The 13,565-nt window shown below is 73.0% G+C and carries 11 protein-coding genes, 1 pseudogene and 1 riboswitch; of the genes and pseudogenes, 7 read left to right on the forward strand and 5 right to left on the reverse strand.

The features are described from left to right. The first annotated feature begins 150 nt into the window (after window positions 1–150). Together CP973_RS15175 and CP973_RS15180 are read left to right on the forward strand one after the other, a co-directional pair. On the forward strand, window positions 151–951 hold the full coding sequence (locus CP973_RS15175; protein WP_150241017.1) for a carbon-nitrogen hydrolase family protein: 801 nt from the start codon (window positions 151–153) through the stop codon (window positions 949–951). A 127-nt stretch (window positions 952–1,078) separates the two neighbouring features. Beyond that, window positions 1,079–2,764 carry a flavin monoamine oxidase family protein gene (locus tag CP973_RS15180; protein WP_150241019.1) on the forward strand — a complete coding sequence of 562 codons (1,686 nt, stop codon included), beginning with the start codon at window positions 1,079–1,081 and terminating at the stop codon, window positions 2,762–2,764. A gap of 259 nt (window positions 2,765–3,023) precedes the next feature. Here the strand turns inward: CP973_RS15180 and CP973_RS15185 are convergent, their stop codons facing one another. After that, window positions 3,024–3,791, reverse strand: coding sequence for a DUF5995 family protein (locus CP973_RS15185; RefSeq protein WP_280119006.1), 768 nt, complete (start codon window positions 3,789–3,791; stop codon window positions 3,024–3,026). Window positions 3,792–4,010: 219 nt separating this feature from the next. Between CP973_RS15185 and CP973_RS15190 the strand changes: the two genes are divergently transcribed. Together CP973_RS15190 and CP973_RS15200 are read left to right on the forward strand one after the other, a co-directional pair. Beyond that, on the forward strand, window positions 4,011–4,463 hold the full coding sequence (locus tag CP973_RS15190; RefSeq protein WP_150241021.1) for a phospholipase: 453 nt from the start codon (window positions 4,011–4,013) through the stop codon (window positions 4,461–4,463). A gap of 319 nt (window positions 4,464–4,782) precedes the next feature. After that, window positions 4,783–6,174: a uracil-xanthine permease family protein gene (locus CP973_RS15200; protein ID WP_150241023.1), complete on the forward strand. Its 1,392-nt coding sequence runs from the start codon at window positions 4,783–4,785 to the stop codon at window positions 6,172–6,174. Between the two features lie 123 nt (window positions 6,175–6,297). On the opposite strand, the pseudogene CP973_RS15205 reads toward CP973_RS15200, so the two are convergent. Next, a pseudogene (locus CP973_RS15205) lies at window positions 6,298–6,842 on the reverse strand (helix-turn-helix domain-containing protein); the annotation flags it as partial. 15 nt (window positions 6,843–6,857) lie between these two features. Then, entirely contained in the window at window positions 6,858–7,292 is a 435-nt protein-coding gene (locus CP973_RS15210) for a hypothetical protein (RefSeq protein WP_150241025.1), read from the reverse strand. 410 nt (window positions 7,293–7,702) lie between these two features. Between CP973_RS15210 and CP973_RS15215 the strand changes: the two genes are divergently transcribed. After that, window positions 7,703–8,173 (forward strand): acyl-CoA thioesterase, encoded by a 471-nt coding sequence (locus tag CP973_RS15215; protein WP_150241027.1) that lies wholly within the window; start codon window positions 7,703–7,705, stop codon window positions 8,171–8,173. A 10-nt stretch (window positions 8,174–8,183) separates the two neighbouring features. On the opposite strand, the gene CP973_RS15220 is transcribed toward CP973_RS15215, so the two are convergent. Then, window positions 8,184–9,446 (reverse strand): MFS transporter, encoded by a 1,263-nt coding sequence (locus CP973_RS15220; RefSeq protein ID WP_208853187.1) that lies wholly within the window; start codon window positions 9,444–9,446, stop codon window positions 8,184–8,186. Between the two features lie 112 nt (window positions 9,447–9,558). Between CP973_RS15220 and CP973_RS15225 the strand changes: the two genes are divergently transcribed. Next, complete coding sequence (locus CP973_RS15225) at window positions 9,559–11,019, forward strand: ROK family transcriptional regulator (protein WP_150241028.1); 1,461 nt, start codon at window positions 9,559–9,561, stop codon at window positions 11,017–11,019. 45 nt (window positions 11,020–11,064) lie between these two features. On the opposite strand, the gene CP973_RS15230 is transcribed toward CP973_RS15225, so the two are convergent. Then, window positions 11,065–11,853 carry an SDR family oxidoreductase gene (locus tag CP973_RS15230; RefSeq protein ID WP_150241030.1) on the reverse strand — a complete coding sequence of 263 codons (789 nt, stop codon included), beginning with the start codon at window positions 11,851–11,853 and terminating at the stop codon, window positions 11,065–11,067. Window positions 11,854–12,153: 300 nt separating this feature from the next. Further along, window positions 12,154–12,284, forward strand: a riboswitch (FMN riboswitch). A gap of 153 nt (window positions 12,285–12,437) precedes the next feature. Between CP973_RS15230 and ribD the strand changes: the two genes are divergently transcribed. Then, on the forward strand, window positions 12,438–13,565 hold the full coding sequence (ribD, locus tag CP973_RS15235) for a bifunctional diaminohydroxyphosphoribosylaminopyrimidine deaminase/5-amino-6-(5-phosphoribosylamino)uracil reductase RibD (RefSeq protein ID WP_244409503.1): 1,128 nt from the start codon (window positions 12,438–12,440) through the stop codon (window positions 13,563–13,565).

A 13,565-nucleotide genomic window follows, 5' to 3' on the forward strand; every position in this document is an offset into this window, starting at 1 on the left:
AACAGCCATCGGCACGCAATGGTGACGCCTTGTACGGGCGGTTCGGCGGACCGTACCGTCTAGGCGTCCCGCCGATCGCCGGGCCACGGCCGCACCGCCACGGTGCCGGGCCGGCCGACGGTCGTCCGCACGTGTCCTCCGAGGGGTCCCATGTCGTCGCTGCGCACCGCCCTGCTCCAAAGTTCGGGACGGCCCGGCGACGTCGCGCACAACCTGCGGGCCATCGAGGACGCGGCGCGCGAGGCGGCGGCGGGCGGCGCGGGGCTGCTGGTCTGCCCGGAGCTGTTCCTGACCGGCTACGCTATTGGTGAGGACCTGCACAGGCTGGCCGAGCCCGCCGACGGCCCGGCCGCCCGGACCGTGGCCCGAATAGCCGCCGAGCACGGCATCGCGGTGGTCTACGGCTACCCGGAGCGCGACGGCGCGACGGTCCACAACTCGGCTCAGCTGATCGGACCCGAAGGGCAGCCGTCGGCCAACTACCGCAAGACCCACCTCTTCGGCTGCTTCGAGCGCGAGTGGTTCACGCCGGGCGACGAGCCGGTCGTCCAGGCCGAGCTGGGCGGCCTGCGGATCGGCCTGATGATCTGCTACGACGTGGAGTTCCCGGAGAACGTCCGCGCCCACGCGCTGGCCGGCACCGACCTGCTGCTGGTGCCCACCGCCCAGCTGCACCCCTTCCAGTTCGTCGCCGAGTCGCTGATTCCGGTCCGGGCCTTCGAGAGCCAGCTCTACATCGCCTACGTCAACCGGACCGGCCCGGAAGGCGAGTTCGAGTTCGTCGGCCTGAGCTGCCTGGCCGGGCCGGACGGCACCGTGCGCGCCCGCGCAGGGCGCGGCGAGGAGCTGGTCCTCGCCGAGGTGGACGCCGGTCTCCTCAAGCGGTCGCGGGAGGACAATCCGTACCTCGCCGACCGGCGCCCCGGCCTCTACGGCTCGCTGACCTGCTGACCTGACACCCGCCGGCCCGCATCCGGCCCGAAGCCCCCACAGCGGCGCCACCACGCCGCCCGCACGCCTGCCCGCGCGCCCGCGCGCGTCCACCCCCCTCAGTACCGCCTGCAAGGAGCCCGTACCGATGACTGTGCCCACCGCCGCCCAGCACGCGGACGCCCAGCCGCCCATCACCATGTTCGGGCCGGACTTCCCGTACGCGTACGACGACTTCCTCGCCCACCCGGCGGGCCTCGGCCAGGTCCCCGCGACCGAGCACGGCAAGGAGGTCGCCGTCATCGGCGGCGGCCTGTCCGGCATCATCACGGCCTACGAGCTGATGAAGATGGGCCTCAGGCCCGTCGTCTACGAGGCCGACCAGATAGGCGGCCGACTGCGTACGGTCGGCTTCGAGGGCTGCGACCCCGGGCTGACCGCCGAGATGGGCGCGATGCGCTTCCCGCCGTCCTCCACGGCGCTCCAGCACTACATCGACCTCGTCGGCCTGAAGACGAAGCCGTTCCCCAACCCGCTCGCGCCCGACACCCCGTCGACCGTCGTCGACCTCAAGGGCGAGACGCACTACGCGCGCACCGTCGAGGACCTGCCCGAGGTCTACCACCAGGTCATGGACGCCTGGAACGCCTGCCTGGAGGAGGGCGCGGACTTCTCCGACATGAACCGCGCCATCCGTGAGCGCGATGTGCCGCGCATCCGGGAGATCTGGTCGCGCCTGGTCGAGAAGCTCGACAACCAGACCTTCTACGGGTACCTCTGCGACTCCACCGCCTTCAAGTCCTTCCGGCACCGCGAGATCTTCGGCCAGGTCGGCTTCGGCACCGGCGGCTGGGACACCGACTTCCCCAACTCCATCCTGGAGATCCTGCGCGTCGTCTACACCGAGGCCGACGACCACCACCGCGGCATCGTCGGCGGCAGCCAGCAGTTGCCGCTGCGCCTGTGGGAGCGCGAGCCGGAGAAGCTCGTCCACTGGGCGCCGGGCACCTCGCTGTCCTCCCTGCACGACGGCACGCCGCGCCCGGCGGTCACCCGGCTGCACCGTACGGCCGGCAACCGCATCACCGTCACCGACGCCGACGGCGACATCCGTACGTACGAGGCGGCCGTGTTCACCGCGCAGTCCTGGATGCTGCTGTCGAAGATCGCCTGCGACGACGAGCTGTTCCCCATCGACCACTGGACGGCGATGGAGCGCACCCACTACATGGAGTCCTCCAAGCTCTTCGTCCCGGTCGACCGGCCGTTCTGGCTGGACAAGGACGAGGAGACCGGCCGGGACGTGATGAGCATGACGCTCACCGACCGGATGACCCGCGGCACCTACCTGCTCGACGACGGCCCCGACAAGCCGGCCGTCATCTGCCTCTCCTACACCTGGTGCGACGACAGCCTCAAGTGGCTGCCGCTGAACGCCAACGACCGCATGGAGGTCATGCTCAAGTCGCTCTCGGAGATCTACCCGAAGGTCGACATCAGGAAGCACATCATCGGCAACCCGGTGACCATCTCCTGGGAGAACGAGCCCTACTTCATGGGCGCGTTCAAGGCCAACCTGCCCGGCCACTACCGCTACCAGCGGCGGCTGTTCACCCACTTCATGCAGGACCGGCTGCCCGAGGACAAGCGCGGCCTCTTCCTCGCGGGCGACGACATCTCCTGGACGGCCGGCTGGGCCGAGGGCGCCGTGCAGACCGCGCTCAACGCGGTGTGGGGCGTGATGACCCACTTCGGCGGCAGCACGGACGCGGCCAACCCGGGCCCCGGCGACGTGTACGACGAGATCGCGCCGGTGGAGCTGCCGGAGGACTGACGAGAACGGGTCCCGTACGGCATCACTGCATCCCGGCAGCCCGGCATCACGGCATGTGGTACGGGACCCGTCGGCGGGCGGTATGGGGCTCGTCGGCAGCTCCGCATGGGACCTGCCGGCACGTGGGTACGGGACCCGTCCGCAGCTCCGTGCGGGACTCGCCGACACGTAGTACGGGACCCGCCGGCAGCTCCGTATGGGACCCGCCGGCACGTGGTACGGGGGCCGTCGGCAGCCTCGTACGGGAGCCGCCCACCCCTCAGCCCAGCGGCGTCAGCAGGCAGCGGCCGACCAGGCCCACGCCCGAGTCGAGCCGTTCGGTGAACTCCGCGGCCGTCTCGGGCAGGCCGCGCAGGCTCCACAGCACCCGGGCCGCCGCCCAGGCGCCGTCCCGGGCCATCTCCAGGCTCCAGGAACCGGCCAGGTGGGTGAGCGGGTCGGCGACGTCCAGCAGGTCGGGGCCGGGCATCAGGCTCTCCCGGATGCGCTCCTCCAGCCCTGTCAGGAGATCGCCGACGCGGTCGAAGTCGGCGGCCAGCGCGCCCGGTTCGCACCCCAGTACGTGGCAGGTGTCCACCACGGCCAGCGCCAGGTCGTGCCCGATGTGCGCGTTGATCCCGGCCAGCGCGAACTGGAGGGGCCGTACGCCCGGGTGGCGGCGCATCTGGAACAGCGGGCGCCAGCAGGCCGGGACGGTCAGACCGGCGCCGGCCGCGTCCACCGCGGCGAGGTAGCGCCGGGCGAACACCGCGTCCAACTCGCCCGCCGTAGCGGAATCCTGGAAGCCGCCCGTGCCGAGGCACCGGGCGATCTCCTCCGTGACGGAGAGGTAGACCCGGTTGAACACCGCGATGCCGTCGGCGGGCGGCAGCGTCGCCTCCACCACGCGCATCCGCGCCAGGACCGCGGCCACCGGGGCCGGTGGCGTGGGGGCAGGTGGCGCGGGGAACCGCTCGGCGGCCGGGTCCGGCCGGGCCGCGTCCGTGCGCACCGCCGGGCCGCCCGGGTCCTGGTGAGTCGTCGTCATGCGCACAGCGTGACAGCCGGGCACACACGGCAGAGGCGGCCCGGCGGCGGATGACCGGATCGGGGTAACCGGCGGCGCGCCCCCTTGTCCGCGCGCCGCCCGTCCGCTGATCACTGTTCAACCAAAACCCCACCGCGAGTCGTCCGAAGTGATTATTTTCAGCCTTCGAGTGGCGGCCCGATCCTGCCGAAGGGCCGCCGTGTCCCCGGAGGTTGAAGGATGTCCCGAAGACTCGCCGCAGCCCTGTCCGCCTCGGCCATGACCGTCACCGCGCTGGCGGCGGCCGCCGCTCCGGCCCAGGCCGTCCCCGCCGACAAGGCCAAGGTGCTGGCCGGCTGGACGCAGACCGACGCCGGCAGCTACGGCAACTGGCTCGCGGCCCGCGGCAACCAGGCGAAGTGGGCCGCGTACGGCTTCGACTGGAGCACGGACTACTGCTCCAAGTCGCCCGACAACCCCTTCGGCTTCCCCTTCGAGACGTCCTGCGCCCGCCACGACTTCGGCTACCGCAACTACAAGAAGGCCGGCACTTTCCCGGCGAACAAGCCGCGCCTGGACAGCGCGCTCCACGAAGACCTCAAGCGGGTCTGCGCCAAGTACAGCGGCGCCAAGAAGACCTCGTGCAACGCGCTCGCGTGGACCTACTACGAGGCGGTTAAGAAGCTCGGCTGAGCCGGGGCCCGGGGTGGCCGTCCCTGGTTCCAGGGCGCGCCACCCCTTGGCCGTGCGACGCGTGCGACGCGTGCGACGCGTGCGACGCGTGCGACGCGTGCGACGCGTGCGACGTGTGTGACGCGTACGTGCGACGTGTACGACGCGCCATATGCGAACGAACGTGCGAATCATGCCCGCCGTATGACCGCCGACCGTTCTTTCACCCGCCCAGGGCAGCCATGGGCCCGGCCGGCTCGGTTTGCCCCCGTCGAAGTGTTGAACTACTAATCACTTCGGCCCTGTGACGTGCGGGGCGTCGAACAGCTGGAGAGTGATCATGGCGGGCTTCGGGTGGAAGCTGCATGGCGACGGTAAACACCTGAGGCCGGGAGAGGTGGTGAAGCCGGACGAGCGGCTGAACTGGGGGCGGACGATCGGCCTCGGCGCCCAGCACGTCGTCTCGATGATCGGCGCCTGCTTCGTGGCTCCGGTGCTCATGGGCCTGGACCCGAACCTCGCCCTCATGGCCTCCGGTGTCGCCACGATCCTCTTCCTGCTGCTGACGCGCGGGCGCATCCCCAGCTACCTGGGCTCTTCACTGTCCTTCGTGGGCGTGTCGGCGGTCATCGCCGGCCAAGGCGGCGACGCCGGCACCCTGACCGGCGCACTGCTCGTGGTCGGAGCCGCGCTGGCGGTCTGCGGCCTCATCATCCAGGCCCTCGGCGCCAAGGTGATCCACGCGGTGCTGCCGCCGGTGGTCACCGGCGCCGTGGTCATGCTGATCGGCTTCAACCTCGCTCCGGTGGCGGCGGGCACCTACTGGCCGCAGGACCAGTGGAGCGCTCTCGCGACCATGCTGTTCACCGGGCTGGCCCTCGTGGTGCTGCGGGGATTCTGGTCGCGGATCGCGATTTTCCTCGGTCTGGTCTTCGGCTACGTACTCTCCTGGGTCCTGGACCGGACGACAGGGAAGATCCATTCGGCGAACGGGGCCGGCCAGGTCGTCGACCACTGGCGCATCGACTTCTCCGGCGTCGCCAAAGCGGACTGGATCGGCCTGCCCAACCTGCACGCCCCCACCTTTTCCGCGTCGGCCATTCTGGTCGCCCTGCCCGTATTGGTCGCGCTGGTCGCCGAGAACGCCGGGCACGTGAAGGCGGTCGGCGAAATGACCGGCGACACCCTGGACGACAAACTGGGCACGGCCATCGTCGCGGACGGCACCGCCACCATGCTGTCGACCGCGGTCGGCGGACCGGCCACCACCACGTACGCGGAGAACATCGGCGTGATGGCCGCGACCCGCGTCTACTCCACCGCCGCCTACTGGGCGGCGGCCGGTTTCGCGCTGCTCTTCGGCCTGTGCCCGAAATTCGGCGCGGTGGTGGCCGCGATCCCCGGCGGCGTCCTCGGCGGCATCACCGTCATCCTCTACGGCATGATCGGCCTGCTCGGCGCGCAGATCTGGGTACGCAACAAGGTCGACTTCGCCCAGCCCCTCAACCTGGTGCCGACCGCCGCCGGCGTCATCGTCGGCATCGGCGGGGTATCGCTCAAATTCACCGACCACTTCGAACTGAGCGGCATCGCGCTGGGCACATTGATCGTGCTCACGGGTTACCACGTACTGCGCTGGCTTTCGCAGGCGTCGAAGCGGCGGGAAGGGCAGCTGCTGGACGGTGGTACGAGTGATTACGACCGTCCGGGCGGGGGCGGGGCCTCGGAGTGAAGGCCTGATGGATCGCTGCCGGGTAACCTGACGGGCCGCTGGGGTAAGCGGCCCTGGAGCGGGCTAAGGCCGGTCCTGTAAACGATCGAAGGCGTGCTCGACGCGGGCGCGGATCCTGCGGTGGGAAGTGTTGTGTTCTTCCTTCCAGGCGGCCGGTCGTTCTGCCCGCCTTCGCGGCGGTGTGGGACGGCAGTCCGGTCCCCGGTAGCCGCCGTCGGCGATCACTGTGGCGATCACTGTGGTGCGGCCGACGGCGTTCTTGGCTCCGGGCAGAGCCCATGCCCTGCAGTCGTTGCGGTTGCCGGGCAGTGGCCGGCCGACCACGACGACGAGTAGCGCGAGCGCGGTGTCCGCGCGGAACCGAGCGCAACGAGGGGGCCGAGGTGGTGAACGATGCGGCCGGCCGCGGACTTGGAGACGCCGAAGAGCGGGGCGAGCCGGTGCAGTGTCGAGTTTGTGCGCCAGTACGCTGCGGCCAGCAGCACGTGGTCCTCCAGCGGCAGGCACCGCGGTCGGCCCCGGCGGGCCGCATCCGCGCCTTCGCGCCGCAGCATCGTCACCAGCTCGCCGAAACAGCGCGGGCGCAGCCCGGTGGACGGGGCTGTCCAGGACGGCTGCGACGCCGCGGTCACACCGGTTACGGTGAGGTCCTCACACGGTTCCCGCAGATGCTGACGTGGTGATCACTTGCTGGACAGGTGAAGATCCCCGGACCAGGTTTCGCACCGGACGCGGCCTGAGCCAAAGGTGATCTCCAGCGCGAGCCGCCCGGTGTCCGGGTCTCCTTCTTCGCTGACCGCCAGTACCGTCTCGCCGAGATGGTCCGCGAACGGGGTCCCGCTGCTGATCGGCGCCACCTCGATGTGTCCCCACTCCGCCATGTCGTACCCCTCGGAGGGGGCCGACACCTCCACGGTCAGGCACCAGTCCGCACCGGTAGTGACGTGCGTGGCGACCTTCTCGCTGTCGATCAGCCACACGTCCAACGGGCCGGACGGAGCCTCCGCGCCGTACCGGTGCCACGAAGCGACCACCTGCTCAAGACGCCGCCCGACCAGGTACTCAGGACGCTCTCCGGCCCCGTGCAAGGGGCACTCGCCCAACCTCTCCGACTCCACCCGGCGACCGTACCGTGAGGCAAACCCCCAGTTCACACCCTTATGCGGGACAAGCTTTACTCGCCGAAAGCAGGTCGCCTCCGACGGTGACGGCCTTCTCCGCCTACCCGGGAATCATCGTGTGGCCTCGCTTCCGGTGGGCGTCGGCCGGATGACCGTGGTCGGGATGCCGGCCGATGAGAACCCCGCAGTCCACGGCTTTGGACCGGTCGCCGGATTTCTCGGCGTCTGGGGCAAGGCCGTTCGTGGCCCGCGGACCGCGCTGCGGCAGGCGCCGCCCGCCCCGGCCCCCGCAGCACTCGAAGCTCCCGCTTACGATGGCTGGGTTCACTTCTTGAACGATCAACAGCAACAGCGTCGGGTGGCGCCCGCCGCGCCGCCGCCCGCCACAGAACCAGGAGCAGCACCCCGTGAGCGTCGAAGCCCTTGAGGCCGCCCCGGCCGTCCCGTATGGACAGCTGGTTCCCGTTACCGTGCACTTCGACGATCTCGACGCGCTCGGGATGCTGCACAACTCCCGGTATCCGCTGCTCGTCGAGCGGGCCTGGGCCGAGTTCTGGCACGGTCGTGGGTTCGGGTTCGACGGGGACTGGGCCGCGGCCGGGGACATGTGCAACGTGATCAAGGAGATGAAGGTCTCGTACGAGCAGCCGGTCACGCGGCCCGGGTACTACGCCGCCCACCTGTGGGTCGAGCGGCTGGGGCGGACCGGGCTGACGTACGGCTTCCGGCTCTGCTCGGCCGACGGGGAGCAGACCTACGCGCGCGGCCACCGTGTGCTGGTGCGCGTCGACCCGCAGGCGCTGCGGCCCACGCCCTGGTCGGAGCGCGCCCGCGAGATAGCCGCGGAGCTGCTGCATCCGGAGGCGCAGGCCGCCTGAGTCGTCGGGTTCACCGGTCCAGGTTGCCGGTCGGTACGGCTTCGGGAGCCCTAGCGTCCCGGCCCGGCGCCCGTAGTACCCCGGCGCCCAGGACCAGTCCGCAGGCCAGCGCCGTGACCAGGACGAACGAGCCGGTCAGTGAGGTGGCCTGGGCGATCGAACCGATGGCGGACGGGGCGATCAGGCTGGAGGTGTACGTGACGGTGGCGACGCCCGCGATGGCCTGGCTGGGCGCCGGGCCGCTGCGTCCCGCCGCGGCGAACGCCAGCGGCACCACGACCGCGATGCCCAGTCCGATCAGCCCGAACCCGGCCACCGCCATCGCCGGGTGCCGGGCCAGCACGATCAGCAGGCCGCCCGCCGTCGCCAGCGCGCCACTGGCCCGTACGGTGCGGACCGGCCCGAACCGGGCGACCACCGCGTCCCCCGCCAGCCGGGCCACGGCCATGGTGCAGGTCATGGCGGTGGTCGAGGCCGCCGCCAGGCCCGCGTCGGTGCCGAGCACGTCGCGCAGGTAGACCGCCGACCAGTCCAGGCTGGCGCCCTCCGCGAACACCGCGCAGAACCCGACCGCGCCGATGATCAGCGCGGACTTCGGGGGCAGCGCGAAGCGCGGCGGCGGGTGCTCGTCGGCGGCGCGCCGCAGGTCCAGCACGCCCCGGCAGGCCAGGGCGCCCAGCGTGGTGGAGACCAGCGCGGCGACGGCCAGGTGCAGCCGCGCGTCGGTGGCGGCGTGCGCGGCGGCCGTACCGGCCGCCGAGCCGAGCAGGGCGCCCACGCTCCACATGCCGTGCAGCCCCGACATGATCGGTTTGCCGAGCCGGTTCTCGGTCTCCACCCCCAGCGCGTTCATCGCCACGTCCGCTGTGCCCGAGGTCGCGCCGTACACCAGCAGGGCGCCGCACAGGCCGTACAGGTTGGGGGAGAGGGCGGGCAGGGCGAGGGAGAGCGTCCAGAGGGCGAGCAGGAGACGCAGGGCGGTGCGGGCGCCCAGGCGATGGCTGATCCGGCCGGCCAGGGGCATGGCGAGGAACGCGCCGATCGCCGGGAAGGCGAGGGCCAGTCCCAGCTGGCCGGCGCTGATCCGGGCGTGGTCCTGGATCCAGGGGACGCGGGTGGCGAAGCTGCCGGCCACCGAGCCGTGTACGAGGAAGACCGCGGCCACGGACCAGCGGGCGCGGCGGAGCCGGGCCGGGGTGAAGCGCCGGCCGGAGGCCGGTTCGGGGGGTGGGGCGGCCGCGGGAGCCGCGTCGGGAACGCCGGTGCCATCCATGCGCGTTAAATTATCAGGAACCCTGCCTGATAAAAAGAAGATTCCTCCGGTCCGTGCGCACCGCACCGCACCGCAGTGCTGCCCGCCCGGAGGGGTCTGGAAGGATCCGGTCATGGACGAGACGCGCGGAACCGCCCCCGGCCGCCCCGCCGCACCGGCCGCCGTACGTGCCACCGCACCGGTCACCGAACCGGCTACCGCGCCGGACACCGGACCGGCTACCGCGCCGGACACCGAACCGGTCACCGCGCCGGCCGCTGTACGCGCCGCCGCGTCGGGCCCTGCGTCGGCCTCCGTACGCGCCACCGCATCGGGCCCCGCGCCGGCCTCCGTACGCGCCACCGCACCCGCCCCCGCACGCGCCACCCCGCGCACCGCCTCACCCAGCACCGCACGGGCGATCAACGACCGTCTGGCCCTCCAACTCCTGCACACCGAAGGCCCGTTGACCGCGGGGGAGCTGAAGGCGGGCACCGGGCTGTCCCGGCCGACCGTCGCCGACCTCGTCGAGCGCCTCCAGGCAGCCGGGCTGATCGCGGTGGTCGGCGAGTCCGGCGCGCGGCGGCGCGGGCCCAACGCCCGGCTGTACGGGATCGTCGCCGACCGGGCCCACCTGGCCGCGGTGGACCTGCGTACGGACAGTGCCACGGTCGCGGTCGCCGACCTGCTCGGCCGGGTGCAGGCCGAGACCGCCGTCCCGGCCGGCCCGGACACCGACCCCGAGCAGGCGGCGGCGAACGGCGTCGCCGCCCTGGAGAAACTGCTCGCCGCGGCCGGGGCGGCGGCGCCGCACGCCGTCGCCGTCGGCGCGCCCGGCCTGGTCGACCCGGCCACCGGACGGTTCCGCGGCACCGCATGGGTGCCCGCCTGGCACGCCGCGCTCGTCACGGCGCTCGGCGCGTTGTCCGCGGCGCCCGTCCTGCTGGAGAACGAGGTCAACCTCGCCGCCATCGCCGAGCAGCGTGACGGCGCCGCGCGCGACCGCGACACCTTCGTCCTGCTCTGGCTCGGCCACGGCACCGGCGCCGCCGTCGTCCTGGACGGCCGGCTGCGGCGCGGCGCCTCGGGCGGCACCGGCGAGATCGGCTTTCTGCCCGTACCGGGTACGGGCGGACTGCCCACCGCCGCGGGCTGCGACGGCGGCTTCCACTCGCTGGCGGGTTCGGCGGCGGTGTGCGAACTGGCCGCCGAGCACGGGATCGAGGCGGGACGGGGGGCGGAACAGCCCGAACCCGCCGACCCCGGTGCGCCCCCCGCCGAGGCGCTGGTCCGCGCCGCCGTCCGCGCGGGCGGGGCCGGTGCCGCCTTCCTGGACGCGCTGGCCGCCCGGATCGCCCTCGGGGCCGCGGCCGTCTGCGCCGTACTGGACCCCGGCTGTGTCGTCCTCGGCGGCGAGACCGGCCGCGCGGGCGGCGACGCGCTGGCCGAGCGGGTCGCGGATCACCTCGCCCGGATGTCCCCGCTGCACACCGAGGTGCGCGCGGGCACGGTCGGCGGCCGGGCGGTGCTGCGCGGCGCGGTGCTCGCCGCGATGGACGCCGCGCAGGGCGACCTGTGGGGGCCAGCGGCCTGAGCGGGGCGGCGAGCGGAGCGGAAAGCGGGGCCGGTGTCCGGCCGCCTACCGTCCCGCGGCCGTCTCCCCGACCTTCCCACCGCGCTCCGCCAGGAAGTCCCCGTACCCCACCGTCCCGTCCGCGTGGTCGAGCGCCAGGTTCCCGCCCCGCCGCAGGGCGCCGAACAGCCTGCCCGGCAGCCAGACCGGTACGAGCAGGCGCCGCCGCCCGCCGGCCCGCAGCGTGTCCCGTACGAGGGCGTGGGCGCTACGGGCCTCCGGGCCGCCCATGTCCGGCACCCGGCCCGCCGGTTCGCCGGTGGCCAGCGCGACCAGCCGGTCGGCGACCTCGCGTACGTCCACCGGCTGGAGCCGGACACCGGCCGGCACCGGGATCACCGGTAGCCGCGCCCCGGCCTTGACCATCCGCAGCACGAGATCGTGGAACTGGGTGGTGCGCAGCACGGTCCAGCCCAGGCCGGAGTCCGCGACCAGCCGTTCCACGTCGCGCTTGGCGCGGTAGTAGCCCAGCGGTACGCGGTCCACGCCGACGATGGAGATGTAGACCAGATGCCGCACCCCGGCCGCCGACGCCGCCTGGATGAGCCGCCCCGCCGCCTCGGTGTCGCCGGTCGGCGACGACGCGCAGTGGATCACTGTGTGCACGCCCGCCAGCGCCGGGGCCAGCCCCGAGCCGTCGCGCAGGTCCACCGCGTACGAGTCGAGCCGGGGCCGCTCGGCGCCGGTGCGGGGGCGGCGGCTGAGGCTGCGGACGTCATGGCCGCCGGCGAGCAGCCGCTCGACCACGGCGCGGCCGAGCGTGCCGGTGCCGCCGGTCACCAGAATCGTCGTCATCGCGATCAGTCCTCGCAGGTAGGGGCGGGCAGGGGCAGGCAGGGGAGGGGCGTCGGGACGGATCCGCGAGGTCCGGCGCCGTGCCGGCCGGGCGAGCCCTCGGGGTCCGGCGCCGTGCCTGCCGGACGGATCCACGAGGCCCGGCACCGTGCCGACCGGACGCCGGACCGGAACGTGACAGACGCACGGCGGGCCGGAGCGTCACAGACGCGCGACGGCCTGTGAGGCACCCCACAGGCCGCCGTTCGCATGGCCGACGATCAGACGTGGCAGACTGAAGCCGTACTGAATTGACATACGCAGCGCACTCCGGGGTCGGTGAAAGTCCGAACCGGCGGTAACAGTCCGCGACCCGGCCGCCTCCAGCGGTCGGTTGAGCAGGTGGAATTCCTGCACCGACGGTTAAAGTCCGGATGGGAGGCAGTGCGCGGCGGGCGAGCAGCGGTACACCGCCGCCGGCGGTCGTCCTCGCGTACACGCGTGGCGGCCCCCTTTCCGGCCTCGGTGTCCCCGTTGTTCCGTTCCCGTTTTCCTGTCCTGCGTGACAGCCCCGGAGTCCGTGCCTTCACAGGCAGGAGGACCCGGTGGCCACCCCAGCACCCGCGCAGACCGCGGCGATGCGCCGAGCCATCCAGCTTGCCGCCCGCGGTCTCGGGCACACCAGCCCCAATCCCGTCGTCGGCTGTGTCGTCCTGGACGCCGCCGGGCACATCGTGGGGGAGGGCTGGCACGAGCGCGCCGGCGGTCCGCACGCCGAGGTCAACGCGCTGCGCGAGGCGGGCGACCGGGCCCGCGGCGGCACCGCCTTCGTCACCCTGGAACCCTGCAACCACACCGGCCGCACCGGCCCGTGCGCGCAGGCCCTCATCGAGGCGGGCATCGCCCGGGTGCACTACGCCGTCCCGGACCCCAACCCCACCGCCACCGGCGGCTCCACCACCCTCGCCGAGGCCGGGATCGAGGTCGAGGGCGGGCTGCTCGCCGACGAGGCCGCGGCCGGCAACGAGGCGTGGCTGACCGCCGTACTGCGCCGCCGACCGTTCGTCCTGTGGAAGTACGCCGCCACCCTCGACGGCCGGATCGCCGCCGCCGACGGCACCAGCCGCTGGATCAGCTCGGCCGAGTCCCGCGCCGACGTGCACCGGCTGCGCGCCCAGGCGGACGCGGTGATCGTCGGCTCCGGCACCGCCCGCGCCGACGACCCGCACCTGGGCGCCCGGCTCGCGGGCCTGACGGACGCCGAGGTCAGCCAGCCGCTGCGGGTCGTGGTCGACACCGGCGCCGCCGTCGTCAAGCCCGGCGCCCGTGTCCTGGACGGCACCGCGCCCACCCTGATCGCGGTCGCCGAGGACGCCGACGCCGCCCACCTCGAAGGACTCGCACCGATCGTCCGCCTGCCGCGCACCGCCGGCGGCACCGGACTGCACATCCCCGCCCTGCTCGACGCCCTGTACGCACGCGACGTGCGGTCCGTGCTCCTGGAAGGCGGCCCGACCCTGGCCGGTTCCTTCTTGGCCGCGCACGCCGTGGACAAGGTCGTCGGCTATCTCGCGCCCGTCCTGCTCGGCGCCGGTCCCGCCGCCCTCGGCGACGCCGGAATCGGCACGATCGACCAGGCGTTGCGCCTCGATGTGACCGCCACCGACCGGCTCGGCCCCGACCTGCGGATCACCGCCGTCCCGGCCCGCCACGCCCTGAACGAGGAGAACTGA

The organism is Streptomyces albofaciens JCM 4342 (assembly GCF_008634025.1).
In the GTDB taxonomy this organism is placed as follows: domain Bacteria; phylum Actinomycetota; class Actinomycetes; order Streptomycetales; family Streptomycetaceae; genus Streptomyces; species Streptomyces albofaciens.